The following is a 23363-nucleotide window of genomic DNA, read 5'->3' as shown; positions in this document are numbered from 1 at the left end:
AACTTAACCGGCCGGCAACCCGGCCCGCAAGCCGGAAGTAACAAAAATGACCTGTTCAACCCTCCGGTGCGGAGGGAGAGGCCCGGCGCCGTCCACCCGGCAGGAACGAGTTGGCAGCCTCCTCGGCGCGGGCCAGTGCGGTGTCCAGCGCCTTCATGGTGACGGACATGTCCGAGCTGTCGTCCTTGGTCCATGCCCGCAGGGTTGCGAGCCAGACCCACGACAGGCCTTTCACCTTCAGCGGACCGAACGGCGGCAGCGGCGATTCGCCGACTGCTTGCAGCGTGCGGGCCATCGAGCGGCCGAGCAGCGGGATGGCGGCAACCGCGCTGGGCGGATCGAACGGCACACCGCGTAGCATGGCCAGAGTCCCGGCCCGGTGCTCCGACAATGCATCAAGGCGGGCCATCAGCGCCTCGAACAGCCGGTCCCGCACGGGAAGGGAGGTGTCGCGGGCGTCGTCATCGAGCCCGTCGCGCATCTTGCGGTCGGTCCGCTCGGCCAGCGCGCCGAGAAGCCGTGCCCGGAACGGACCGCACCCGCCCAGGGCCTTCAGGTCGCTACCGGCTCGCGATACGACATCCGCCGCGGAAACGGACCGCCAGCCGTGTTCGGCGGCCAAGTCGAGGGCGGCGTCTAGTAGCGCGTCGCGCGCCGCATGATCGGGGGCGTCGGTCATGTCAGACATATTGCGTGCGCGAGAGCGAACGTCCAGGGGCGGAGGCGAGATGATCTAGCCTGCCAGTTCCTTTGAGCGTGCCGTTGCCGCGGCGATCGCCCGGTCGAAGATCGGCTGAATGCCGGCAGCCGGATCCATCAGTACCTTCAAGGCTTCTGCGGTGGTTCCGCCGGGGCTGGTGACGTTGATGCGCAACTGCGAGGCCGGTTCGTTCGACTGGCGCGCCAGTTCGCCGGAACCGGAGACGGTCGCGCGGGCCAGCCGCATGGCGAACTCCTCCGGCAGGCCGGCCTTCACCCCAGCCGCCGCCAGCGCCTCGATCAGCAGGAAGACATAGGCCGGACCGCCGCCGGACAGCGCCGTCACCGCGTCGATCCAGTCCTCCGAGTCGGCCTCCATGGCGTCGCCGACGGCTTGCAGCAGCCGATGCGCCTGGGCCTTCTGCCCGCCGTCGACATTGGCATTGGCCACGTAGGCGGTGATGCCGCGGCCGACCGCCGCCGGGGTGTTCGGCATTGCCCTGACCACTGCGGCCGACGATCCCAGGTGCTTTTCGAAATAGCCGATGGTCTTGCCGGCCGCGATCGAGAGGAAACAGGTGCCCGGTGCGACGAACCGCTTCAGCGGAACCAGCGCCTGGTCCATCGACTGCGGCTTGACCGCCAGGACCACCGTGCCGGGGGCAAGCCCGTCCGGCACAGTGTCGGCACTGGCGTGGACCGTCACACCCTTGCGGCCGGCGAGGTCGCCCATCGAGGCGGCATGCGGCTCGACGACGTGTACGCCTCCGGCAGCTTCGGGACCGGCGAGCCAACCGGACAGCATGGCCCCGCCCATCTTTCCGCAGCCGACCAGCAGCAGGGGGGATGCACTCATGGGATCAGGCCTCGCCTTCGACGTCGAGCAGGGACGAGGCAATGGCTTCCTCAGCGGACTTGCCGCCCCAGATCACGAACTGGAAGGCCGGGAAGAACCGCTCGGACTCGCCCATCGCGACTTCCACCAGATCTTCCATCTGTTCGACCGACACGCCGCCGGCGCCGCGAACCAGCAGGGTGTGGCGGAACATCGGTGTGCCGTCGTCCGACGACAGGTCGAAATGGCCGAGCCACATCTTCTCGTTCAGCAGGGCGAGCAGCATGCTGACCTCGCGGCGTTTCTCCACCGGGACCCGGCTTTCCAGGAGGCAGGAGAAATGCAGCGCACCGAGATCCTCCTGCCAGAGGAAATAGAGGCGGTAGTCACACCAGCGTCCGGATATCTCGACCGCGAGTTCGTCAATGCTGGCGCGATCGAACGCCCAGTCGTTGGCTCCGACGATCTCCTCGAGCAGGTCAAGCGGGTTCTGTTGGGTGGTGCTGGAGTCGACATACGATAGCGACATGTCGAAAGGCTCCCTTCTGGCGCGCGAGCCGGCGCGTCGGGGCGGCCCTGGGGTGGCCGACAGGTGTGCTTGTCGGCCACATATTGTGGCGCAGGCCGCCGAGTTACCACGACCACTAGGATTTCAAACTCGGAATCCCAGTTCAACACTAGATTTCGCGGATCTAAAAAGTTTAACACGCAGATATAGTTCTACGCGCGAAGGTGTTGATATTAAGTAAATGCCGATCCCGATATCGGCATCTCAAATGTCATTGATATTCAATATATTCCGGCGCAGGGGCGCCTCAGGGGGCGAATCACCCGCCAGTTCGGACCGTCAGGACCCCTCTCCCGACGGGCTGTCGTCGGACGGTTGCCGGCGTGGGGCCGGGCGTCGCGCCGCGGCCCGGCGGCGCGATGCGGTCGGCTTGGGCGTCGGCTTTCCAGGCGCTTTGGGGGCCGCCTTCTTGCCTGCCAGGGCCGCCTCGAGCTCGGCCACGCGTGCGGCCAGCTTCTCCTGCTCCTCGCGGGCCCTCACCGCCACCGCCTCGACCGCCTCGAACTCCTCACGGGTCACCAGGTCGCGGTCGGCCAGGAACCGGTCGAACTGCTGACGCACGAGTTGCTCGATCTCGGCACGCACGCCGGCCGCAGCGCTCAGCGCGCCGTTGGCGACGCGGGCAATGTCGTCGAAGAATCGGCTTTGGGTTTGCATGACGCACCTCCTGTAGCGGATATGGCACGTGAACCCGGCCTTCGCAACGGGACGGCCAGGATCATCCGGTCCTGCGTGCTTGGGTGGGGAGGGCGTCGGGTGTACTCTCGCTGCCGATTTCAGCGACGGCAGGGAGGACGCCATGGTCACCATCCGCGACCACGTCCGGTTCACCGACCTCAAGGAAGCATCACCGGAGGATATCCGGATGCTGGCCCGTAACGAGTCGGAGATCCAGCGCACCGAGATGGCAGATTTCGTCCTCGGTCACATGCGGCTGATGGACGGGGCCAACTCCGGTTTCCAGGTCGATCGCCTGCAGCATTCCCTGCAGACCGCCACCCGCGCGTACCGGGACGATCCGGCCGACGAGGAACTGATCGTGTGCGCGCTGCTGCATGACATCGGCGAACTGATGGCGCCGGTCGACCATCCGTCGTTCGCGGCCTCGATCGTGCGGCCCTATGTCTCGGAGGAGAACACCTGGATGGTGCTGATGCACGGCGTGTTCCAGGGCTACTACTACTGGCAGCACCTCGGCCGCGACAACACGTTGCGTGAAATGCATCGGGGGCACCCGGCGTTCGAGCACACCGTCAGGTTCTGCGAGCGCTACGATGCGCCGGCTTTCGATCCGGCCTACGACACCATGCCGATGGAGGCGTTCGAGCCGATGGTGCGGCGGATCTTTGCGCAGCCGGCGACCTTCCGGCCGCCCAGGGGCTAATCGGCCCGTCGGACCAACTCGTTCAACCCACAAGGACGCGCATACATGATCGTGGTCACCGGCGGTGCCGGATTCATCGGCTCCAACCTTGTTGCCGGGCTGGAGCAGCGGTTCGGTGCGGATGGACCGAACCTGGTGGTGGTCGACCGGCTTGGCCAGGACGACAAGTGGAAGAACATCGCCAAGCGTGACCTGGCCGCAATCATCCAGCCGGAGGACTTCTTCGCCTTCCTGGAAACCCACGCCGGTGGAATCGAGGCAATCTTCCACCTCGGCGCGATCTCGTCGACCACCGAGCGCGACGCCGATCTGATCGTTCGCCAGAACGTGACCTTGCCGCTGGATCTGTGGCACTGGTGCACCAAGCACGGCACGCGGCTGATCTATGCATCCTCGGCGGCGACCTACGGCGACGGCGACAGCGGGTTCGACGACGACGCCAGCCCGGCCGGGTTGGCCAGGCTGCGGCCGATGAACGCCTATGGCTGGTCGAAGCACCTGTTCGACCGGCAGGCGACCAAGCTGGTCGGCCGGGGCATTCACCCGCCGCAATGGGCCGGCCTGAAGTTCTTCAACGTCTACGGCCCCAACGAGTACCACAAGGGTTCGATGCAGAGCGTGGTGGCCCATATCACCCCCAAGATCCGCGCCGAGGGATCGGCGACCCTGTTCAAGTCGCATCGGCCGGGCATCGACCACGGCGGCCAGAAGCGCGACTTCGTCTATGTCCAGGATTGCGTCGACGTGATGCTGTGGCTGTACGACACGCCGTCGGTGAACGGCCTCTTCAACCTGGGGACCGGCACGGCCCGCAGTTTCGCCGACCTGGCCAACGCGGTGTTCGCCGCCCTTGGCCGCGACCCGCACATCCACTACGCCGACATGCCGGAAGCGATTCGTGACCGTTACCAGTACTTCACCCAGGCTCGCATGGAGCGGCTGCGCGAGGCCGGCTTTCCAGGCCAGTTCACGACCCTGGAGGAAGGGGTGCGGCGCTACGTGCAGGAGTTCCTGACGGCCGACGATCCGTACCGATAGCTTTGTTCGGAATTGCCGTCCCCGGCGGCAGCGCCTAAACCTCGACGCCCACGATCCACCAACGGTCAGACGCCATGCTGCCTGCCATTGCCTTCCCGATCATCGATCCTGTCGCGATCGCCATCGGACCTTTCGCCGTGCGCTGGTATGCGCTTGCCTACATCGCCGGGATCCTGCTCGGTTGGCGCTACTGCCTGTGGCTGGCTAGGCGACGGCCGGTCTATTTCGAGCCGTCGGCGATTGACGACTTCGTGCTGTACGCCACGCTTGGCATCGTGCTCGGCGGCCGGCTTGGCTTCGTGCTGTTCTACAATCTGCCCTACTACCTGCAGAACCCGCTGGAGATCTTCATGGTCTGGCAGGGCGGGATGGCCTTCCACGGCGGCCTGCTGGGTGTGCTGGCGGCCATTTGGCTGTTTGCCCGCCGTGTCGGGGTGCCGTTCGTGGTGGTTGGCGACATCGTGGCGGCGGCCACGCCGATCGGCCTGTTCTTCGGCCGCCTCGCTAACTTCGTGAACGCCGAGTTGTTTGGACGACCGGCTCCGGACGTGCCCTGGGCCATGGTGTTCCCGCGTGGCGGTCCGGTGCCCCGCCACCCGTCGCAGCTGTACGAAGCGGCGATGGAGGGCGCGTTGCTGTTCGTCATCCTGCTCGTCATCGCGCGTCGGCCGGAGATCCGCGAGCGCCCGGGGCAGGTCGGAGGCGCCTTTCTGGTCGGCTATGGGGTCTTCCGCTCGCTTGCCGAGCTGTTTCGGGAACCGGATGCCCACATCGGCTTCCTGAGCTTTGGCGCCACCATGGGGCAGTTGCTGTCCCTGCCGATGATTGTGGTCGGGCTCGCGCTGATTCTCTATGCCCGCAGCCGACCGCCGGTGGTACCCGCGCCGCGATGAGCGTTGCGGACCACCTGCGGCGGCGGATCCACGCCGAGGGCCCGCTGTCGGTGGCCGACGTGATGGCGGCGGCGCTGGTCCACCCAGAGCTTGGTTACTACACCACCCGCGACCCGTTCGGAGCCGCCGGGGATTTCGTGACCGCGCCAGAGATCAGCCAGATGTTCGGCGAGCTGATCGGGCTGTGGGCTGCGGTGGTCTGGCAGGGCATGGGGGCGCCGGACCCGGTGGCGCTGGTCGAACTCGGACCCGGACGCGGCACGTTGATGGCCGACGCCCTGCGCGCATCAGCGGGGGTGCCGGCCTTCCGGGCGGCAACTTCGGTACATCTGGTCGAGGCGAGTCCGGCGCTGCGTCGGCATCAGGCCACGCGGCTGCAGGGAGCCCGGCCACGCTGGCATGACGGGCTCGACTCCTTGCCGGATCAGCCGGCGATCGTGATCGCCAACGAGTTCTTCGACGCGCTGCCGATCGTGCAACTGGTCCGCGATGGCCGCAACTGGCGGGAACGGCGGATGGCGGTCGCAGCCGATGCCGAGGAGTTCGTCTGGACACTGGCGCCTGGCGCGTCCCCGCATGCCGGCCTGCTCGACCCCCGGCTGCGGGAGCGCGCGCCGGATGGTGCGCTGGCGGAGGTCTGCCCGGCCGGCCTGTCGATCGCCCGGACCTTGGCCGATCGGCTGAACCGGTTCGGTGGCGCGGTGCTGGCGATCGACTACGGTCACGGGGTAAGCGCAGTCGGCGACACCCTGCAGGCGGTGCGGCGGCACCGGCCGGCCGACATCCTGGCCACGCTGGGGGACGCAGACCTGACCGCGCATGTGGACTTCGGCGCGTTGGGCCGAGCGGTCACCGAAGCGGGTGCTGTCCAGCACGGGCCGGTCGGACAGGGTGATTTCCTGCAGCGGCTCGGCATCGAGGCGCGGGCCGAAGCGCTGTGCCGGGCCGCGACGACGGAACAGGGCGCGGCCGTCCGAGGTGCGTGCGCTCGCTTGATCCACCCGGACGAAATGGGCACCTTGTTCAAAGCGGTGGCCTGGACCCGCGCCGACGCGCCTCCACCCCCGGGATTCGAGTGATCAGCAACGAGAGGGCACCAAGGCGGTGATCCAGATCGACGGCTTCGACGAAGGCAGGGTCCGCCACGCGTTCTTCACGCGGCGTGGCGGGGTCAGCGGCGGCATCTACACCTCGCTGAACTGCGGCCGTGGAAGCGGGGATTCGCTGGCCGACGTGAACGCCAACCGGGCTCGTGCGATGGCTGCGCTCGACCTGCCGGCGTCGGCGCTTTTCACCAACCATCAGGTCCATTCGGCCAAAGTCGTCGTGGTCGACGAGACCAGCGATCCCGAAGACCGGCGCGAGGCCGACGGGCTCGTGACCATGACCCCCAACGTCGCGCTCGGCGTGCTGGCGGCGGATTGTGCGCCGGTGCTGTTCTCCGCGCCCGACGACGGGGTGATCGGCGCCTGCCACGCCGGCTGGCGCGGTGCCGTCACCGGGGTGTGCGAGGCGACGGTTGACGCAATGATCGAACTGGGCGCGCGGCCGGACGGCATCCGGGCGGCGATCGGCCCGTGCATCGCGCTGCGATCCTATGAAGTCGGGCCGGAGTTCCCCGAACCGTTCCTGGAGCAGGACCGCGAGAACGCCCGGTTCTTCGAGCAGGCCGAACGCGAGGGGCATTTTCTGTTCGACCTGTCCGGGTATCTGGCACTGCGCCTGACGGCTCTCGGCCTTGCCGAGGTCTATCGGCTCGACAGCGACACCTGCCAGGACGAGGCCAACTTCTTCAGCTATCGCCGTTCGTGCCACCGCGGCCATCCGGACTACGGTCGGCAACTCGCGGCGATAACCCTGGGAGCCTGAGCATGGCCCTGCATTTCGAACGCACCGAGTTTGACCGGCGGCGTGCGCAGACCCTGGCGGCCATGGCGGAGGCCGGGTTCGACGGGCTGCTGATGTTCAAGCAGGAGAGCATGTTCTGGCTCACCGGCTATGACACATTTGGGTTCTGCTACTTCCAGTGCCTGTATCTCGGCGCCGACGGCACGCTGGCGCTGCTGACCCGGGCGCCGGACCTGCGGCAGGCCCGTAATACCAGCCTGATCGAGGACATCCGGATCTGGGTCGACCGCGACGGCGCGTCGCCGGCCGATGACTTGCGCGCCCTGCTGGACGAGAAGGCGGCGGGCGGCAGACGCTTCGGCGTGGAGTACGACAGCTACGGCCTGAACGCCCGCAACGGCAAACGGCTGGATGCTGCGATGGATGGGTTCGCCACGCTGGTCGACGCCTCCGAGCTGGTGTCCCGGCTGCGGATGGTGAAATCGCCGGCCGAGCTGGTCTATGTGCGGCGCGCGGCGGAACTGGCCGACGACGCGCTGCGCGAGGCGCACCGGCTGACCGGGCCGGGCGCCGATGAGGGGGCGATCCTGGCGGCCATGCAGGGAGCGGTGTTTGCCGGCGGCGGCGACTACCCCGGCAACGAGTTCATTATCGGTTCCGGTCCGGACGCCCTGCTGTGCCGGTATTTCTCCGGCCGGCGTGTCCTGGATAGTGCGGATCAACTGACATTGGAGTTTGCCGGGGCATACCGGCACTACCACGCCTGCCTGATGCGCACGATCCCGATCGGGCCGGTGCCGGATCGCCAGCGGCGCATGTTCGACGCCTGCGCGGAAGCGCTGGAGGCGTGCAAGGCGGCGCTGCGTCCGGGGAGACCGATCGGCGAGGTGTTCGACGCCCACGCCCGGGTGATGGACGCGCACGGATTCCGCGATGCCCGGCTGAACGCCTGCGGCTATTCGCTGGGCGCCGTGTTCGCGCCGATGTGGATGGACTACCCGATGTTCTACCACGGCAATCCGGAACCGGCGGCACCGGGCATGGTGTTCTTCCTGCACATGATCCTGATGGACAGCGACGCAAATCTGGCCATGAGCCTGGGTGAAACCGTCATCGTTACGAATGGTGCGCCGGAGCGGCTTTCGTCGATGCCGTTGGAGCTCGTTGCAAAGTAGCGCGGCTACGGGCATATCCCGGTCATGCCGCACCTGCTGATCTTTCTCGCCATGCTGTTTCTCGGGTTGATGGTCGGATGCTGGGTCATGTGATCGGATCTGTCGTCGGCCTGGGCAGCTTGCTGCTGATGGCAGCCTGCGGGCAGGTCCCGCAGCCCTTCTCCAAGGACGAGGCGAATCTCGCAAAGGCGCCATTCCTGATCGCGCCGACCACCGAGGGGGTGGTGGTGCTGCCGGTGGAAGGCGTACCGCCGGAGACCGGGGAGTTGATCGCCGATCTGGCGGCCGAGGCGCTGCAGAAGCAGGATGTGGCCGCCAATGTGAGGATCAGCAACCGTGCGAGCCTGTTTCTGTCGGGCGCCGGCCGTCGACTGCCGGACGGCCGCATGGAGATCGCCTGGACGTTGGCGCGCTCGGACGGAACGGTGATTGGCGAGCGCACAGACATCGTCGCGTCCGATGAGCAGTTGGCGCAGTCGACCGCCGGAATTGCCGCATGGTTGCGGCCGGAGCAGCCGGTCGTGGTGGCCAGCGTTCCGAAGGTCGCGGTCTATCCGGTCGACGGCGCCCCTGGTGACGGCAACGACCTGCTGCGGCGCGCACTGGAGTTGGCCCTGGGCCGAGCGCCAGTGCAACTGACCACCGATGTTGCCGAGAACGGCCACGTGGTGCAGGGCGATGTCTCGATCACCCGGCTCAACACCGGCAACGACCGGGTGGTGATCTCATGGATCGTGCTCGATGCGCACGGCAAGCAGATCGGCGTGGTGGATCAGGCCAACGTGGTGCCCGGCGGATCTCTGGACCACAGCTGGGGTGCCGTTGCGGCCCCGATCGCCGATGCCGCGCTTGGCGGGATTGTCGGTCTGCTGAAGGAGTCGGAGGCGGCGCGCGCCGCGGTGGGTGCCGGACGGGCGACCCTGGCGAACTGACCTAATCCTGGCGGTATGGGTGCTGTGAAAAATTTTGCTGCACTGCACAAAAATCCATTGACACCAGTCCGGTCCGACAGCATCTATGCTTCGTAATTGTGCGGTGCAGCATCGCGCCGCCACTGCGGGACGAAGCGTTCAAGCCGGGCAACAGGAGATCATCATGACCGAGTTCAAGAACCCCTTCATGGACATGGACGTCCAGAAGATGATGGGTGAGTTCAAGATTCCGAATGTGGACGTCGACGCCGTCGTCGCCGCCCAGAAGAAGAACATCGAAGCTCTGACCAGCGCCAACCAGCTGGCCGTCGAAGGCATGCAGGCGATCGCCAAGCGCCAGGCGGACATCATGCGCCAGACGGTGGAAGAGCTTCAGAAGAACATGCAGTCGTTCATGAGCAACGGCGCCCCGGAGGCGAAGGCCGCCAAGGGCACCGAGCTGACGAAGACCGCCTTCGAGAAGGCGATCGCGAACATGAAGGAACTGTCCGAGATGGTCGCGAAGTCGAACGGCGAAGCCTTCGACGTGATCAACAAGCGGGTCGCCGAGTCCCTCGACGAGATCCGCGCGTTGACCGAGAAGGCCAAGAAGTAAGACCGCGATCCAACGCCCCTCCCGAGGCGTGTGTGTTGAGAGGCCGTGCCGGACAACCGGGACGGCCTCTCGGCATTTCGGGCCACGTGGTTCCGTGCCTTGCCATTGACGAAGACAGCATGCTACCCGGCCACGCGAGTTGGGCAGGCGGGCGAGTCAGGAGACGGACAATGGCAGGCGACGCGACTGAAACCATCGGATTTGGCGACTTTCTCAAGGTCGACATCCGGGTTGGCACTGTGACGGACGTCCAGCCGTTTCCGGAGGCGCGCAAACCGGCCTTCAAGCTCTGGGTGGATTTCGGACCTGTGATCGGGATCCGCAAGTCCTCGGCCCAGATCACCCAGCTCTACACGCCGGAGGTCTTGATCGGGCGGCAGGTGGCGGCGGTGGTGAATTTCCCGCCTCGTCAGATCGGCCCTTTCATGAGCGAGATCCTTGTCCTCGGGTTTCCCGACGCGGATGGCAATGTCGTTCTGATCCAGCCGACCCATCCCGTACCGAACGGCGGCCGCCTGCACTAGGCGTCGGCCGTTCCCACGTCATCAGGCTAGACATTCCGCGTTTGGATCCCAGCGCAACGTGGCCGGACGGGCCACTTCGTCAGGTTGTTGATCCGGTCGCACAAGCACGCGTTTGGCCGGTAACACAATACGGGCGGTGGTTCCGCGACCGAAGTCGCTGGCAATCTCCAGTACGCCGCCATGGGCCTCGGTGAGCGCTTTGGCGAGCGGCAGCCCGAGGCCGGCCCCTTCGCGGCTGCGCTGCATCTGCGATTCGACCTGCTCGAACCGCTTCAGTATCCGGGGCAGGTCCTCGGGGCGGATGCCGATGCCGGTGTCGGCCACCGTGATGTCCAGGCACCCATCGCCCCGCACCGAGGCGCTGACCCGGACATCGCCATCGGGATCGGTGAACTTGACGGCGTTCGACAGCAGGTTGAGCACGGCCTGGCGCAGCTTGGTGACGTCGCACTGCAATCGCACCCCGCTTGGCAGGATCGCCGTCACGTGAACCTGTGCTTTCGATGCCTGGCGCGCGATCAGCCGCAAGCACGGCTCGAGGACGGCCTCCAACTCGACGTCCACGTCGAACAGGTTGACCTGCTTCGATTCCGCTTCGGCGAGGTCGAGGATGTTGCCGATCACGTTCAAGAGGTGCCGGCCGCTCTGCTGAATGTCCGTGGCGTAGCCGTGCTGGCGCGGCGGGAGCGGACCGTGGAGACCGCTCGCCATCAGCTCGGAGAACCCGATGATGGCGTTCAGGGGGGTGCGAAGTTCATGACTCATCATCGCCAGGAACTCCGATTTCGCCTGATTCGCGGCTTCGGCGGCTTTCTGGCCTTCGACAGCCATGCGTTCCCGCTCGGTCAACGCTGCGATAGCGGTTTCCTGTCTGAGCAGTTGCAGGCGCAGGATCGCGGCACCGACCGAACCGGCGATGACAAAGAACAGGATGCCGATCAGGATCGACTGGTCGCGGGTCTTGGTCAGGAAGTCTTCCGCCGGGACGTCGATCACGAACGCTCCCATGATGTCGTTCAGGCGCCAGGGCTGGCGACCGTCGAGCTGTTGGTTGTGACAGTCGACACAGGCCTGCTGACTGGCTACCGACGGCGCGATCGTGCGGAACGTTCGTTTCCCCTCGGTGATCCACCACTGGCTGCTCGGCTGGTGATTTCCGGTACGGACTGCCTCCAGGATGGCTGCGGCGGTCGCGGCATCCCGTGGAGCCGTCCGGATCTCTCGGCCGGGGATTCCCAGCCAGTCGAGGCGCAACGCCCAATCACCGAGGCGGGAGCGGTTGAAGCGTTCGATGGAATGCGCCCTGAAGGTCGCCGGAACCGGCGCGTCGCTGTCCAGTTGAGAACCACGCAGATCGCTGTAGTTGGCTACAAACGCGTCGACCAGCCTGAGCGCGGTAACCTGCTCCTCGAACTTGTTGGTCTCGAACCAGTAGACGCTCAACTTGTAGCTGGCTAGCCCGATGCCGATCGAGAACGCCACGACGATGCTGAATGCGGTGGCGGAAAGGATCCCGGATACGCGTTCGCGCGCCGGTTGGATGGAGATGCGCATGCTAGCCTCGTTCTGGTCGCGCCGGTGTAGGCGATTGTTCGCCAACAAACCGTTAACGCCCGTGCGGCCCGGTTCTGCGCGCAGGAGTTGTCGGGGATCAGATCGGCAGCCGGACGACTGCCCGTAGGCCGCCCGCAGGCGACTCTTCAAGGGTCAGGTCGCCGCCGTGGCCGCGCACGATGTCGCGCGCAATGGTCAGGCCGAGGCCGGTGCCGCCGGTCGCCGGGTTGCGCGACGGCTCCAGGCGCACGAACGGCTGGAAGACGTGGGCCCGCTTGTCGTCGGGGATACCCGGGCCGTCGTCGTCGATCAGGACCTCGACCTGCTCGCCGGTCCGGACCACCGTCACCGTGATGTGCTTGCCGTACCGCTTGGCGTTCTGGATCAGGTTGGCGAGCGCGCGTTTCAGGGCGTTCGGGCGCACCGGCAGGGCGGCTTCGCCGGGGTCCGGACGCTCATAGCTGATCGGTGGCCCGTCCCGGCGTTCCGACTGAACGATGTCGGCGACCAGTTCCGCCACATCGCTGGGAACCGGCGTCTCCGTGCCCTCGCCCCGCACAAAGGCGAGGTAGCCCTCGACCATCTTCTCCATCTCGCTGACGTCGGCCTGAAGGTCGTCGATCTCCTGGGCATGCTCCAGCATCGCCAGCTGCAGTTTCATGCGGGTCAGCGGCGTGCGCAGGTCGTGACTGACCCCGGCCAGCATCTCGGTGCGCTGGGTAAGCTGCCGATTGATCCGGTCCTTCATCTGCAGGAACGAGTTGGCGGCCTGCCGCACCTCGGTCGCACCCTCCGGCTTGAAGCCGGTGACGTCCCGGCCGAGGCCGAACGCACGGGCGGCTACGGCAAGCCGGCGGATCGGACGGATCTGGTTGCGCATGAAGATGATGGCGATGGCGAACAGCACCAGCGAGGAGCCGACCATCCAGATCAGGAAGATGTAGGTGGTCGAGCTGAACAGCCGCTTCTTGTGCGCCAGCACCTGCAGCACCCCGTCGGGAAGTTGGACCAGCACCTCGATCCGCCGGTCGATCGAGTCGGTGTCCATCACGTACGGCCGCCGCACCTTCGAGCGCATCGCTTCCTGCATGGCGTCTCGGGTGTCGTCGAACAGGGTGATCGGCTGCCGGTTAGGCAGGATGTCGCCCGGCCGCCAAGCCAGCTCGAAGTCGAAATGCCGTATCGTCCGTTCCGACAGCCGGGTTACCGCCTCCTCGGTGATCGGCGGACGCAGTTCCTCGACCAGGAACGCAATGTCGCCGGCGAGGCTGTGGACCAGCCGCCGGGTCATGATCTCCCAGTGCCGGTCATAGAACACGTAGGCCGAGATGGCCTGCATCAGGACCAGGGGGGTGACGATGATCAACAGAGCGCGGCCGAACAGCGTCTTCGGCAAGAACTGTTTCACCCAGCGGTCGAGTTTGAAGCCGTCCTGTCCCTTGGCCGCCGAACCGTCATCCGGTTTGCGGCGAGACCGGGTGGCGCCGGAGAGCGCGGGTCGGTCGGTTCGGGTCGCGTCGGCCATCTCTGCTGCGGACCTCAGCTTTCCAGTCGCAGCACGTAACCCTTTCCGCGGACAGTCTGCAAGAACCGAGGGAATTTAGAGTCCGGCTCGATCTTGCGACGCAGGCGGGTGATCTGCACGTCGACAGTCCGGATTCCACCGTTGACGGCGCTGCTGTCGACCAGATCCTCGCGGCTGAAGGTGACGCCGGGAGCCAGCGCAAAGGCCCGCAGCAAGGCGGCTTCGGCCTCGGTCAACCGCACCGGGGTATCGCCGCGCCAGAGGATGTTCTGACCAAGGTCGAAGCGGAACGGTCCGAACCTCACCTCGGTGTCCGCCGCTGCGGCGGGCGCAACCGCCGGCTCGCCGACCCGGCGCAGGATCGTGCGGATCCGCAGCAGCAGTTCGCGCGGTTCGAACGGCTTGGCGAGATAGTCGTCGACACCGCTTTCCAGCCCGGCGATCCGGTGCTCGGCTTCGCCCATGGCGGTCAGCATCAGGATGGGTATCCGCTCACTGCGGCGCAGGTCCCGGGTCAGTTCGATGCCGCTCTCCCCCGGCATCATGACGTCGAGGACCATGAGGTCGTAGGCCACGCCGGCCATCCGCGCGCGCGCCTCGGCCGCGTCGCCGGCGGCCGATACCCGGAACCCGTTGTCCGACAGGAAGCGGCGCAGCAGCTCGCGCAGCCGGTGGTCGTCGTCGACGACCAGGATGTGCGGCAGATCCTCGGGGACCATTGTTTCGTCCGGCATCGCCTGGTTTGGAAGGGTTTGAGGGCTTTCGGCCATGGCCTTGCGGTTCAGCGCTTTCCACCGGCCTTGAGACGCGCGGCGGCAGTTGGCCCACCGACGCCGGGAACATCGAACCGCGGACGGTCTTCCGGGTCGATGATGCCGTGCAGAACAAGGTTGAAACCCTGGACCGCCTCGGCGCCGGCGTTGCGGAACGCGGTGGCAATGCGTTCGCGCTGGTTGGCCGTCAGCCGCCGTTCGAGTTCGATGCCGCGCTGGGTGAGGGACAGCAGCCGCTGCCGCCGGTCGCGCTCGCCCGGCCGCTGCACGATGTACTGCTCCTCGACCAGATGGCTGAGGACCCGGGACAGGCTCTGCTTGGTGATCCGCAGGATGCGCAACAGTTCCGACACGGTGATGCCGGGGTTCCGGCCGACGAAGTAGATCACCCGGTGATGCGCCCGCCCGAGCCCGAGGCCGGCCAGAATGGTGTCCGGCTCGCCGGTGAAGTCGCGGTACGCGAAGAACAGCATCTCGATCGCCTGGCGCAGTTCCTCCTCGCGCAGGAACAGCGGATTCGCGATGCCCTTTACGTCAACCATGTTGACTTACTTTCTTCCGAATGTTATGCGGTCGGTGTAAACTGAGACACAAAAGAACTTCATGAAGCGGTCCACGGATCGTTTCTGACCGGCGCAACGCCGGACGACAGCCAGGCAGGAAGCGACACCATGTCCTTGATTCCCTTCGACGACCGTGACGGTGCGATCTGGTTCGACGGCGCTCTGATCCCGTGGCGGGACGCCAAGTTGCACGTGCTTACTCACGCTTTGCATTATGCCAGTTCCGTGTTCGAGGGCGAACGCGTTTATAGCGGCCGGGTGTTCAAGTCGCTGGAGCACACCCAGCGTCTGCAGCGCTCGGCGGCGACCCTCGACTTCGAGATCCCGTACAGCGCCGCCGAGATCGAGACGGCCAAGCGGGCGGTGATCGACTCCATGGGGATTGTCGACGGCTATGTCCGTCCGGTCGCCTGGCGCGGCAGCGAGATGATGGGCGTTTCCGCCCAGAACAACCGCATCCACCTGGCGATCGCCGCCTGGGAATGGCCGTCCTACTTCGACCCCGCCGCCAAGATGAAGGGCATCCGTCTGGCCCTGTCGAGCTGGCGCCGCCCGGCACCGGACACCGCTCCGGTGCATGCCAAGGCGGCTGGCCTGTACATGATCTGCACGCTGTCCAAGCACAAGGCGGAGCGCGACGGCTTCCACGACGCCCTTATGCTCGACTACCGCGGGTTGGTGGCCGAGGCGACCGGCGCCAACGTGTTCTTCGTCATGAAGGACGGCAAGATCCACACCCCGACCCCGGACTGCTTCCTTGACGGCATTACCCGGCGCACGGTCATCGATCTGGCCCGGGCCCGCGGCTTCGAGGTGGTCGAGCGGCAGATCCGGCCGGAGGAGATGGCGAACGCCGCCGAATGCTTCCTGACCGGCACCGCCGCGGAGGTGACGCCGGTCGGCTCGATCGCCGACTACACCTTTACTCCCGGCGACATCACCCGTGCCCTGGTGGAGGACTACGACGCCCTGGTCCGTTCGGCCCCGGCCAGCGCGCAGGCGGCGGAGTAAGACGCCAACTGCGCATTGATCGAACAGAGAAAGCCCCGGCGTCTGCCGGGGCTTTTTCTTTGATCGGGTTCGTCTTCAGGGAATTCGGCCTATTGAAATCGCGTTGAACGTGGCCCGGTTGCGGATACCAGCCAATCGGAACGCTTCGGCCGGGGTGACGATGCGGCCGTTCGGTTGGCTGGCGAGCCACGCCTCTCCCGCGGTTGGCGAGGCAAAGAAACTGACGTGATTGCAGAACGCACCGCGGAGATCGCTACAGCGCGCCTCGGCGGTCGGCATGACGAACGACATGACGGTTCCCGCGGGCTCGATATCGGACACCCCCGTCGGGGTGACGGTCAGGGACACACGAATGCCGGTAGCAGGGCAGCGGGACGAAACGTCCGCGCTCCCATCCAAAATCTCTGCCAGGAACAACGCGTCGAACACACACCACGTGTACAGCACCTGTCCGGAGAAGACGAAGAGGTGCTTGGTCGGTTCAAGGCTTAGCCCGCCATACGCAACGATCTTGCGCCCGGTTTCGTCAAACTGGATCCGGGTCGGCTCTATCGCCCGGATGATGCCTTCCACGTTGATGGGATCGACCGATGCGGCGGCGGCCAGATCAGCCGGTGCAACCGGATGTCCTTTGGCCAGCTGACGGTAGAGGCAGAGCAGCACGGTCTGCGATACGGCATCGCCACTGGCGAACCATCCCCGGCGCAGATATTCCGCGATTGCGTCGCTCATCGCATTCCTCCGCTGATCGCTATCCGGCACAGCAGGACAGCTTGGAGACGTCCCGTCCGAATCCCTGGGCCGCCAGCTTCAGACCTTCGACAGTCGTCAGGTACGGGAAGATGGTTTCGCCGAGTGCCATCGTCGTCATGCCGTGCTTGATCGCCAGCACGGCCGTCTGAATGGCATCTGCGCCCTCCGGCGCCAGGATCTGGGCGCCGAGCAGGCGGTCGGTATCGGCATCGGCGACCAGCTTGATCAGGCCGCGCGTGTCGCGAGCGGCCAGGGCTCGAGGCAACTGGTCAAGCGGCAGGATGGATGTCTTGACCCGATGTCCCGCATCCCCGGCCGCCGCTTCGGTCAATCCGACGCCGGCGACCTGCGGGTCGGTGAACACCACCCACGGCATCGTCGCGTGGTCGTACTGCCGTGGATCGCTTCCCAGAGCGTTGAGCGCGGCGATCTTGCCACCGTAAGCCGCCATATACACGAATGGATCGCGCCCGGTGACATCCCCCGCCGCATAGACGCCTGGTTGGCTCGAGCGCAGGTGTCCGTCGACAATCACGCTGCCACCCGATCGAGTGGTCACGCCGGCCGCGGCCAGCCCCATGCCTGCCGAGTTCGGCGTGCGACCGGTCGCCGCCAGCAGCCGGTCGGCCTGCAGATCAAAGGTTTTGCCGTCCTTTACCGCTGTGAGCACGATGCCGTCTTCCTCCTTGCGAACCCGTCGGTAGGCAAGGCCGGTGACCACCACAATGCCGGCGTCGCGCAGAAAGTCGGTCAGCGCGTCGGAGATCTCCGGTTCTGCGCCGGGCATCAGTCGTGAGCGGGTGACCAGCGTTACCGAAACCCCGGCCCGCTGGAACATCTGCGCCAGCTCGCAGCCGATGTAACCCCCACCCAGCACCAGCAACGTCGCGGGCAGTACCGTCAACTCAAGCGCCGTGGTGCTGGTCAGGCACTCAACGGTCTCGATACCAGGAATGGCGGGGATACTCGGCGATGCGCCGGTCGCGATGATTACCCGGTCGGTCCGGATAAGAGTGCCCGCGACTTCGACGCCATCAGTGACCAGTCGACCCGAACCTTCGCGGTACGCAATACCGGGGTACTCGGGCAGCAGGTCGAGGTACTTGCGGCGGCGCAGCGAGGAAACCAACTCGTCCTTGCCGGCAACCACTGCCTGCCATTCGGTTATCCGGGCATCGCCGGCGATGCCGCCGAATCTCGCAGCTGTCTGGGCGCCGTGCACCGACTCCATCGCACGGATCAGCGTCTTGGATGGCACGCAGCCAACGTTTACGCAGGTACCTCCGATGGTTCCGTAGCCGATCAGCGCGACGCGGGCTCCAAGATCGGCGGCAGTGATGGCGGCAGAGAACCCGGCCGATCCAGCGCCGAGAACGGCGAGGTCGAAATGGCCGCTGCCGGAAGGTTCGTCGCAACATTGAGACATGACTGTTCCTGCTCTCAGGACTGCGGTTGCCCGCTGCGGCGGTACAGCGCGTACGCCGTTAGCAGGATGAAAAATCCCAGAGCCGGGATCAGCACGAGGTCGAGGTATCCGGTCAGCGCCGACAGGCCGACTGCGCCCAGCAAGATCACCAGGACCGGGGTGAAGCAGCAAAGCGCGACTATCACGGTGCCGATCACACCGGTTCGCAGCAGGTTTCCGCCAGACGTCATGGTGGTCTCCGTCAGTACCGGACGCTACGATCGACTCTGTCGCAGCTACAGGTTCAAGAGGGATCTCCGGCATGACGTTCACGACTTCGCGAGATGTTCTGACCCGCGGTACACTGGCGAAACGGGCCGGGTGCCACATTGAAACGGTGCGCTACTACGAGAAGATCGGCCTGCTTGCACCGCCCGCCCGCAGCGTCGGTGGGCATCGCCAGTATCGCGAGGCGGACCAGCGGCGACTGCGCTTCATTCTGCGGGCTCGGGAACTTGGGTTTCCGATCGAGGAACTGCGAAGCCTGCTGTCGATGGTCGACGAGCACGCCTACACCTGCGGTGAGATCCAGGCCATGACCATGACTCACCTTACCAGTGTGCGAGACCGTATTCGTGACCTGCAGCGACTGGAGCGCACCCTGTCAGTCATGGCTGAGCGCTGTTCCGGCGATCAGGTGCCGGACTGCGCAATCATCGAGGAGATGCTTGGGGAGCCGACGCGAGACGGGGGATGAGCACGGACGCCACCCAGCGGCGCAGCGCAGCGACGGGGGGCCGGTCCTCGGCATCGATCGGGAACACGAGGTCGTAGTGCGACCCGTCCAGGGCCGGGCCGAACGGCTGAACAAGTGCCCCGGAGGCGAGTTCGCCGGCCACCAGGGCGGAACTCAGCAGGGCGACACCTTGGCCTGCGATGGTCGCCTGGATGGCGCTGCTTTCGTCGCTGAACGTGATCCCGGAAGCGGCATCGAAGCCCTCGACACCGGCCCGTCGTGCCCAGGCGCGCCAGTTTGGTCGCGTGGACTCGGGCCCGGCGGCGCGCCACTCGAAGTGGATCAACACGCTCCCGGCGAGATCCTGTGGCCGCGTAAGGCCGAGATGCGGACTGCAGGTGGGCAGGAAACGGTCCGTGATGACCGGCATGGCGGTGAGGCCCGGGTATCGTCCAGGGCCATAGCGTATCGCGGCATCAGCCTCACCGGCATGCAGGTCGACCGGATCGTCGGACGCGTGAAGCCGTAGATCCCAGTCCGGATGAAGCACCCGGAACGCGGCGACATGCGGCACCAGAAGCCTGGCAGTGAACGCGACCGTGGCGGACAGCGTCGCCACCCGCCGAACCGGCCGCCGCCGCAATGCGTCAACCGACTCGGCGATCGTGTCGAATACCCTTTGCAGGACCGGATAAAGCGCATCGCCTTCCGGCGTCAGGACCACCCTGCGGACCTGTCGCCTGAACAACGCGACACGAAGGTATTCCTCAAGCTGGCGGACCTGATGGCTGATCGCCGTCGGCGTCACCCCAAGTTCGGCGGCGGCCTGCTTGAAGCTCTGGTGGCGGGCCGCTGCTTCAAAGGCGCGCAGGGCTCCGAGTGACGGCAGGCGTCGCATTCGTGGCGAGTCCGATGGAGCATCGAGAAACTGATAGATGATCTCAGATCATCTATCGGATGAAAACTCCCGATTTGTCACAGGTCATAGATCCACGAAATAAGCAGCAGTCATCTGGGGCTGCGGCCCTGGGTGACGACTGACCGCCGGGCGGCGCTTGCGTTCGGCCCCGGCTCAACCCCTTTGACGAGCAGGCACATGACAACGATTCTGCACCTTGACGCCAGTCCCCGAACCGACCGGTCGATCAGTCGGCGGCTGTCGCGGCGGTTCGTTGACAAATGGCTCACCCACCGTCCGGCCGACCGGGTCATTCGCCGCGACCTTGCCATTGATCCACCGTCGCACGTCACGCAGGCCTGGATTGCCGCGTGCTTCACGCCCGAGGATCGGCGCGATGCGGCGATGCGCCGGGTGCTGTCCTGGTCCGATGCGGCGATCGACGAACTGGAAGCGGCGGACCTGATCGTGCTGGCCACACCGATGTACAACTACGGGATGCCGAGCGCGCTGAAGGCCTGGTTCGATCAGGTGATCAGGATCGGACGCACGTTCTCTTTCGACCTCGGCCGTGGCGACTGGCCGCTGGAACCGATGATGTCCGGCAAACGGCTGCTGGTCCTCAGTTCGCGCGGCGAATTCGGCTTCGAGCCGGGCGGCCCGAGGGCGCGCTTCAACCAGTTGGACCCGCATATTGCGACGTGCGCCCGCTATCTGGGAGTCGCCGCCGATGCGATCCATACGGTTGCGGTCGAGTATCAGGAGTTTGGCGACGACCGCCACGCGCTTTCGGTTGAACGAGCCGAAGCGGAGACGGTCAGGATGGCCGGTATGCTTGCCGCGGAGGCGTTGCCTCAAGCCGTCGCCGGCAGGGCCTCGGCATAGGCATACGCACTCTCCGGCATCTCGACCACGGCGTAGGCGGTCGGATCAGCGAACAGCGCGCGCAGGACCTCGTTGTTGGTATGGTGCCCCGAGCGGGTGGCGGTGACGCGGCCCAGGATCGGGGCGCCGGCCAGATACAGGTCACCGACGCAATCCAGCACCTTGTGGCGCACGAACTCGTCGTCGAAGCGCAGGCCTTCCTCGTTCAGCACCCGGTCGCCGTCGACGACCACGGTGTTGTCGAGCGAGCCGCCCAGCGCAAGTCCCATGGCGCGCAACCGCTCGGCATCCTCCAGGAAACCGAAGGTGCGGGCCTTGGCGATCTCGCGCCTGAAGGTGCCGTTGACCAGCCGGACGTCCAGGGTCGAGTGCGACACCACCGGGCTGGCGAAATCGATCTCGAAATCCACCGAGAACGCGTCCGCCGGCGCCAGCGTCAGGCCGCGCGCGGCGTTGCCGACGGTGATCGGCTTGCGCACCTCGATGGCCCGGCGCGGGGCGTCCAGCTCCACCGTGCCGACGCAGTCGATGAGGAATACGAACGGCTCGGACGAGCCGTCCATCACCGGGACCTCGGCGGCGTCGATCTCGATGATCGCGTTGTCGATCTCGCAGCCGGCCAGGGCCGCCATCAGGTGCTCGATCGTGCCGACGCGGACGCCGTCGCTGTTGCCGATCACCGTGCACAATTGGGTGTCCACCACCTGGTCATAGCGGGCGGTGATCCAGGGATCGCGATCGGTAATGTCGGTGCGCAGGAACCGGATGCCACTGTCGGCTCCGGCCGGACGCAGTACCATCGAGACCACGGCGCCGGAATGCAGGCCAACCCCACGGCATGGGATCGGCTGCTTCAGCGTCTTCTGCCGAAGGCCTGATCGGTACCCAATGCCGGGTGATTGTGTCCTGGTTGCCATGCACTCACCTTCCAGATGCCGGATTTGGCGTTGAAGGTCTCAACGGAAAAAGAAACCCCGGTAGATGTATCAACACCTACCGGGGCACCCAAATCACTCTTTGTTACCGAGTGTTACGGTGAAATGCTGAGGAATCCGTTGGGTTCCAGGCTTTCACCGTAACCGGTCTCAGTTGGCTTGGCGACGCAGGAACGCCGGAATGTCCAGCATTTCGTCTTCCGATTGACTCGGCCGGACCCGGTCGCCCGGGTTGAGGGCGCCAAGCCGTGGCTGGGCCGCCGGTGCCGCCGGCGGCTGGGCGGCCGACCGCGGGGCCTCGGTGCGAACCGGCGCCGGCTCCGGCTTGTCGGCCTTCAGCCCGAGGCCGGTGATCTGCCGGAACAGGCTCGGGCCGCGACCGCGGGCCGGCTCGGCCTTCGGTGCCGCGTTGATCAGGTCGCTGGCGTGGAACACATCCGCGGTACGGGCGGTTGCGTCCGGCCGGCGCTGCGGGACCTGCGCCGCCGGTGCGATGAACGGCTGCTCATCGACGTTCGGCTGGGGCTGGGGAGCCGCGTCATGGTCCTCCTGGGTGTCGAGCGCCAGGGCACCGGCCGTCGCGGCCGGCATCTGCGGCATGCTCAACTCGCCGATACCGCCGGCGGCCTGCCGGCTGATGTCCAGGGTCGACATCGCCGATACCGCGGCGGCCGGCTGCGGAATGATCTGCGGAGCCGTCTGTGCGGTGATCGGCGCCGCGGCCGAGGCTTCGACCTGGGCCGCCTTCTCGGCGGTGCGGGCCGCCTGGGCGCGGACCAGCGACAACTGCGGGCGTGGCTTGATCGCCTGGCCCTCGGCCGCGATGCCGGTTGCGACCACCGAGACCCGCATCATGCCGTCCAGCTTCTCGTCGAAGGTCGAGCCGAAGATGATGTTGGCGTCGGCATCGACTTCTTCGCGGATCCGGTTCGCCGCCTCGTCGACCTCGAACAGGGTCATGTCGAAGCCACCGGTGATGTTGATGAGGACGCCCTTGGCACCCTTCATCGTGGTGTCTTCGAGCAGCGGGTTGTTGATCGCCGACTCGGCGGCGTCGATCGCCCGCTTCTCCCCGGACGCCTCGCCGGTGCCCATCATCGCCTTGCCCATCTCGCTCATCACCGTGCGGATGTCGGCGAAGTCGAGGTTGATCAGGCCGGGCATGATCATCAGGTCGGTGACGCCGCGCACACCGGAGTGCAGCACGTCGTCGGCCATGTTGAAGGCGTCCGCGAAAGTGGTCTTCTCGTTCGCCACCCGGAACAGGTTCTGGTTCGGAATGATGATCAGGGTGTCGACGTACTGGGTCAGTTCCTCGATGCCGGCTTCGGCGATCCGCATGCGGTGCTGACCCTCGAAGTGGAACGGCTTGGTGACCACGCCGACGGTCAGGATGCCGCGCTCGCGCGCCGTCTGGGCGATGACCGGCGCCGCACCGGTGCCGGTGCCGCCGCCCATGCCGGCGGTGATGAAGCACATGTTGCTGTCGCCGAGGTGCTCGAGGATCTGGTCGATCGACTCCTCGGCTGCGGCCTTGCCGACGTCCGGACGCGAGCCGGCGCCGAGACCGCGGGTGACTTCGGAGCCGAGCTGCATGCGCCGGTCGGCCAGCGACTGCTTCAGGGCCTGGGCGTCGGTGTTGGTGGCAACGAAATCAACACCCTCGAGGTTCGAGCGAATCATGTTGTTGACGGCATTGCATCCGGCGCCGCCCACGCCGATCACGACGATGCGGGGCTTCATTTCGTTGTCGTCGTGCGGGACGGTGATGTTGATGGTCATTGGGGCCTCCGGGGATGACAGCTCTGGGGTCGGGGGAAACGGCGGCTCACGC

At 66.2% G+C, this 23363-nt stretch carries 26 protein-coding genes; 12 read left to right on the top strand and 14 right to left on the bottom strand.

All coding sequences use genetic code 11. From position 1 onward, the window contains the following. Positions 1-55: 55 nt before the first annotated feature. From RIC54_RS11655 to RIC54_RS11640, 4 genes are all read right to left on the bottom strand, one after another. Positions 56-679 carry a hypothetical protein gene (locus RIC54_RS11655; protein WP_350097185.1) on the bottom strand — a complete coding sequence of 208 codons (624 nt, stop codon included), beginning with the start codon at positions 677-679 and terminating at the stop codon, positions 56-58. 54 nt (positions 680-733) lie between these two features. After that, positions 734-1555 (bottom strand): pyrroline-5-carboxylate reductase, encoded by an 822-nt coding sequence (gene proC / locus RIC54_RS11650; protein ID WP_350097183.1) that lies wholly within the window; start codon positions 1553-1555, stop codon positions 734-736. Between the two features lie 4 nt (positions 1556-1559). Continuing rightward, entirely contained in the window at positions 1560-2063 is a 504-nt protein-coding gene (locus RIC54_RS11645) for a type III secretion system chaperone family protein (RefSeq protein WP_007673237.1), read from the bottom strand. A 318-nt stretch (positions 2064-2381) separates the two neighbouring features. Further along, positions 2382-2759 carry an accessory factor UbiK family protein gene (locus tag RIC54_RS11640; RefSeq protein ID WP_350097181.1) on the bottom strand — a complete coding sequence of 126 codons (378 nt, stop codon included), beginning with the start codon at positions 2757-2759 and terminating at the stop codon, positions 2382-2384. Between the two features lie 142 nt (positions 2760-2901). Between RIC54_RS11640 and RIC54_RS11635 the strand changes: the two genes are divergently transcribed. The 9 genes from RIC54_RS11635 to RIC54_RS11595 all read left to right on the top strand — a co-directional run bounded on the left by RIC54_RS11635 (position 2902) and on the right by RIC54_RS11595 (position 10491). Then, positions 2902-3486: an HD domain-containing protein gene (locus RIC54_RS11635; protein ID WP_350097179.1), complete on the top strand. Its 585-nt coding sequence runs from the start codon at positions 2902-2904 to the stop codon at positions 3484-3486. A gap of 45 nt (positions 3487-3531) precedes the next feature. Then, a complete protein-coding gene (gene rfaD, locus RIC54_RS11630) occupies positions 3532-4524 on the top strand; it encodes an ADP-glyceromanno-heptose 6-epimerase (RefSeq protein WP_350097177.1) in 993 nt (330 codons plus the stop codon). Positions 4525-4598: 74 nt separating this feature from the next. Continuing rightward, a complete protein-coding gene (gene lgt, locus RIC54_RS11625) occupies positions 4599-5417 on the top strand; it encodes a prolipoprotein diacylglyceryl transferase (protein ID WP_350097175.1) in 819 nt (272 codons plus the stop codon). Then, positions 5414-6496, top strand: coding sequence for a class I SAM-dependent methyltransferase (locus RIC54_RS11620; protein WP_350097173.1), 1083 nt, complete (start codon positions 5414-5416; stop codon positions 6494-6496). Before lgt ends, RIC54_RS11620 begins: the two co-directional genes overlap by 4 nt. 25 nt (positions 6497-6521) lie before the next feature. Next, a complete protein-coding gene (gene pgeF, locus RIC54_RS11615; RefSeq protein WP_350097171.1) occupies positions 6522-7286 on the top strand; it encodes a peptidoglycan editing factor PgeF in 765 nt (254 codons plus the stop codon). Between the two features lie 2 nt (positions 7287-7288). Next, the gene (locus RIC54_RS11610; RefSeq protein WP_350097169.1) at positions 7289-8440 is read left to right on the top strand and encodes a M24 family metallopeptidase; all 1152 of its coding nucleotides are present in this window, start codon (positions 7289-7291) and stop codon (positions 8438-8440) included. Positions 8441-8529: 89 nt separating this feature from the next. Further along, on the top strand, positions 8530-9372 hold the full coding sequence (locus tag RIC54_RS11605) for a hypothetical protein (RefSeq protein WP_350097167.1): 843 nt from the start codon (positions 8530-8532) through the stop codon (positions 9370-9372). Positions 9373-9535: 163 nt separating this feature from the next. Next, positions 9536-9967: a phasin family protein gene (locus RIC54_RS11600; RefSeq protein WP_350097165.1), complete on the top strand. Its 432-nt coding sequence runs from the start codon at positions 9536-9538 to the stop codon at positions 9965-9967. A gap of 170 nt (positions 9968-10137) precedes the next feature. Then, positions 10138-10491, top strand: coding sequence for a tRNA-binding protein (locus RIC54_RS11595; protein ID WP_350097163.1), 354 nt, complete (start codon positions 10138-10140; stop codon positions 10489-10491). Between the two features lie 21 nt (positions 10492-10512). Here the strand turns inward: RIC54_RS11595 and RIC54_RS11590 are convergent, their stop codons facing one another. The 4 genes from RIC54_RS11590 to RIC54_RS11575 form a co-directional block, all read right to left on the bottom strand. Then, positions 10513-12045, bottom strand: coding sequence for an ATP-binding protein (locus tag RIC54_RS11590; protein WP_350097161.1), 1533 nt, complete (start codon positions 12043-12045; stop codon positions 10513-10515). Between the two features lie 97 nt (positions 12046-12142). Continuing rightward, a complete protein-coding gene (locus tag RIC54_RS11585; RefSeq protein WP_350097159.1) occupies positions 12143-13570 on the bottom strand; it encodes an ATP-binding protein in 1428 nt (475 codons plus the stop codon). Positions 13571-13584: 14 nt separating this feature from the next. Beyond that, a complete protein-coding gene (locus tag RIC54_RS11580) occupies positions 13585-14289 on the bottom strand; it encodes a response regulator (RefSeq protein ID WP_350097157.1) in 705 nt (234 codons plus the stop codon). 62 nt (positions 14290-14351) lie between these two features. After that, positions 14352-14885: a MarR family winged helix-turn-helix transcriptional regulator gene (locus tag RIC54_RS11575; RefSeq protein WP_350097155.1), complete on the bottom strand. Its 534-nt coding sequence runs from the start codon at positions 14883-14885 to the stop codon at positions 14352-14354. A 129-nt stretch (positions 14886-15014) separates the two neighbouring features. Here RIC54_RS11575 and RIC54_RS11570 point away from each other — a divergent pair, with 129 nt between their 5' ends. Further along, positions 15015-15917 carry a branched-chain amino acid aminotransferase gene (locus tag RIC54_RS11570; protein WP_350097153.1) on the top strand — a complete coding sequence of 301 codons (903 nt, stop codon included), beginning with the start codon at positions 15015-15017 and terminating at the stop codon, positions 15915-15917. Positions 15918-15992: 75 nt separating this feature from the next. Here RIC54_RS11570 and merB read toward each other — a convergent pair whose 3' ends face one another. Genes merB through merF form a run of 3 tightly spaced genes read right to left on the bottom strand, consistent with a single transcriptional unit; the run spans position 15993 to position 18326 of the window. Further along, positions 15993-16649 (bottom strand): organomercurial lyase, encoded by a 657-nt coding sequence (gene merB, locus RIC54_RS11565; RefSeq protein ID WP_350151036.1) that lies wholly within the window; start codon positions 16647-16649, stop codon positions 15993-15995. Between the two features lie 19 nt (positions 16650-16668). Next, positions 16669-18096 (bottom strand): mercury(II) reductase, encoded by a 1428-nt coding sequence (gene merA / locus RIC54_RS11560; RefSeq protein ID WP_350097149.1) that lies wholly within the window; start codon positions 18094-18096, stop codon positions 16669-16671. 14 nt (positions 18097-18110) lie between these two features. Then, positions 18111-18326 carry a mercury resistance system transport protein MerF gene (merF, locus tag RIC54_RS11555; protein WP_350097147.1) on the bottom strand — a complete coding sequence of 72 codons (216 nt, stop codon included), beginning with the start codon at positions 18324-18326 and terminating at the stop codon, positions 18111-18113. 71 nt (positions 18327-18397) lie between these two features. Here merF and RIC54_RS11550 point away from each other — a divergent pair, with 71 nt between their 5' ends. After that, positions 18398-18832, top strand: a complete 435-nt coding sequence (locus RIC54_RS11550) for a MerR family transcriptional regulator (protein WP_350097145.1) — start codon at positions 18398-18400, stop codon at positions 18830-18832. Here RIC54_RS11550 and RIC54_RS11545 read toward each other — a convergent pair. Next, positions 18789-19709 (bottom strand): LysR substrate-binding domain-containing protein, encoded by a 921-nt coding sequence (locus RIC54_RS11545; RefSeq protein ID WP_350097143.1) that lies wholly within the window; start codon positions 19707-19709, stop codon positions 18789-18791. The genes RIC54_RS11550 and RIC54_RS11545 overlap by 44 nt on opposite strands. Before the next feature lie 198 nt (positions 19710-19907). Here RIC54_RS11545 and RIC54_RS11540 point away from each other — a divergent pair, with 198 nt between their 5' ends. Next, the gene (locus tag RIC54_RS11540; RefSeq protein ID WP_350097141.1) at positions 19908-20594 is read left to right on the top strand and encodes an FMN-dependent NADH-azoreductase; all 687 of its coding nucleotides are present in this window, start codon (positions 19908-19910) and stop codon (positions 20592-20594) included. Here the strand turns inward: RIC54_RS11540 and lpxC are convergent. Both lpxC and ftsZ read right to left on the bottom strand, forming a co-directional pair. After that, a complete protein-coding gene (gene lpxC / locus RIC54_RS11535; RefSeq protein ID WP_350097139.1) occupies positions 20564-21511 on the bottom strand; it encodes a UDP-3-O-acyl-N-acetylglucosamine deacetylase in 948 nt (315 codons plus the stop codon). The two genes, RIC54_RS11540 and lpxC, sit on opposite strands and share 31 nt — an antisense overlap. Before the next feature lie 168 nt (positions 21512-21679). Continuing rightward, positions 21680-23311 (bottom strand): cell division protein FtsZ, encoded by a 1632-nt coding sequence (gene ftsZ / locus RIC54_RS11530; protein ID WP_350097137.1) that lies wholly within the window; start codon positions 23309-23311, stop codon positions 21680-21682. Positions 23312-23363: the final 52 nt, after the last annotated feature.

It is taken from the genome of Thalassobaculum sp., assembly GCF_040219215.1.
Taxonomy (GTDB): Bacteria; Pseudomonadota; Alphaproteobacteria; order Thalassobaculales; family Thalassobaculaceae; genus Thalassobaculum_A.
This window is presented reverse-complemented; position numbering and strand designations above follow the sequence as displayed.

What these genes read in the sequence shown, in the direction of transcription:
- RIC54_RS11550 (WP_350097145.1), top strand. Translation starts at nt 18,398, where the DNA reads ATGACGTTCACGACTTCGCGAGATGTTCTGACCCGCGGTACACTGGCG.
- merA (WP_350097149.1), bottom strand. Translation starts at nt 18,096, where the DNA reads ATGTCTCAATGTTGCGACGAACCTTCCGGCAGCGGCCATTTCGACCTC.
- RIC54_RS11610 (WP_350097169.1), top strand. Translation starts at nt 7,289, where the DNA reads ATGGCCCTGCATTTCGAACGCACCGAGTTTGACCGGCGGCGTGCGCAG.
- RIC54_RS11590 (WP_350097161.1), bottom strand. Translation starts at nt 12,045, where the DNA reads ATGCGCATCTCCATCCAACCGGCGCGCGAACGCGTATCCGGGATCCTT.
- RIC54_RS11570 (WP_350097153.1), top strand. Translation starts at nt 15,015, where the DNA reads ATGTCCTTGATTCCCTTCGACGACCGTGACGGTGCGATCTGGTTCGAC.
- RIC54_RS11640 (WP_350097181.1), bottom strand. Translation starts at nt 2,759, where the DNA reads ATGCAAACCCAAAGCCGATTCTTCGACGACATTGCCCGCGTCGCCAAC.
- lpxC (WP_350097139.1), bottom strand. Translation starts at nt 21,511, where the DNA reads ATGGCAACCAGGACACAATCACCCGGCATTGGGTACCGATCAGGCCTT.
- RIC54_RS11580 (WP_350097157.1), bottom strand. Translation starts at nt 14,289, where the DNA reads ATGGTCCCCGAGGATCTGCCGCACATCCTGGTCGTCGACGACGACCAC.
- RIC54_RS11620 (WP_350097173.1), top strand. Translation starts at nt 5,414, where the DNA reads ATGAGCGTTGCGGACCACCTGCGGCGGCGGATCCACGCCGAGGGCCCG.
- RIC54_RS11655 (WP_350097185.1), bottom strand. Translation starts at nt 679, where the DNA reads ATGACCGACGCCCCCGATCATGCGGCGCGCGACGCGCTACTAGACGCC.
- RIC54_RS11540 (WP_350097141.1), top strand. Translation starts at nt 19,908, where the DNA reads ATGACAACGATTCTGCACCTTGACGCCAGTCCCCGAACCGACCGGTCG.
- RIC54_RS11545 (WP_350097143.1), bottom strand. Translation starts at nt 19,709, where the DNA reads ATGCGACGCCTGCCGTCACTCGGAGCCCTGCGCGCCTTTGAAGCAGCG.
- lgt (WP_350097175.1), top strand. Translation starts at nt 4,599, where the DNA reads ATGCTGCCTGCCATTGCCTTCCCGATCATCGATCCTGTCGCGATCGCC.
- RIC54_RS11575 (WP_350097155.1), bottom strand. Translation starts at nt 14,885, where the DNA reads ATGGTTGACGTAAAGGGCATCGCGAATCCGCTGTTCCTGCGCGAGGAG.
- ftsZ (WP_350097137.1), bottom strand. Translation starts at nt 23,311, where the DNA reads ATGACCATCAACATCACCGTCCCGCACGACGACAACGAAATGAAGCCC.
- RIC54_RS11595 (WP_350097163.1), top strand. Translation starts at nt 10,138, where the DNA reads ATGGCAGGCGACGCGACTGAAACCATCGGATTTGGCGACTTTCTCAAG.
- RIC54_RS11600 (WP_350097165.1), top strand. Translation starts at nt 9,536, where the DNA reads ATGACCGAGTTCAAGAACCCCTTCATGGACATGGACGTCCAGAAGATG.
- merF (WP_350097147.1), bottom strand. Translation starts at nt 18,326, where the DNA reads ATGACGTCTGGCGGAAACCTGCTGCGAACCGGTGTGATCGGCACCGTG.
- merB (WP_350151036.1), bottom strand. Translation starts at nt 16,649, where the DNA reads ATGAGCGACGCAATCGCGGAATATCTGCGCCGGGGATGGTTCGCCAGT.
- RIC54_RS11645 (WP_007673237.1), bottom strand. Translation starts at nt 2,063, where the DNA reads ATGTCGCTATCGTATGTCGACTCCAGCACCACCCAACAGAACCCGCTT.
- rfaD (WP_350097177.1), top strand. Translation starts at nt 3,532, where the DNA reads ATGATCGTGGTCACCGGCGGTGCCGGATTCATCGGCTCCAACCTTGTT.
- RIC54_RS11585 (WP_350097159.1), bottom strand. Translation starts at nt 13,570, where the DNA reads ATGGCCGACGCGACCCGAACCGACCGACCCGCGCTCTCCGGCGCCACC.
- RIC54_RS11635 (WP_350097179.1), top strand. Translation starts at nt 2,902, where the DNA reads ATGGTCACCATCCGCGACCACGTCCGGTTCACCGACCTCAAGGAAGCA.
- proC (WP_350097183.1), bottom strand. Translation starts at nt 1,555, where the DNA reads ATGAGTGCATCCCCCCTGCTGCTGGTCGGCTGCGGAAAGATGGGCGGG.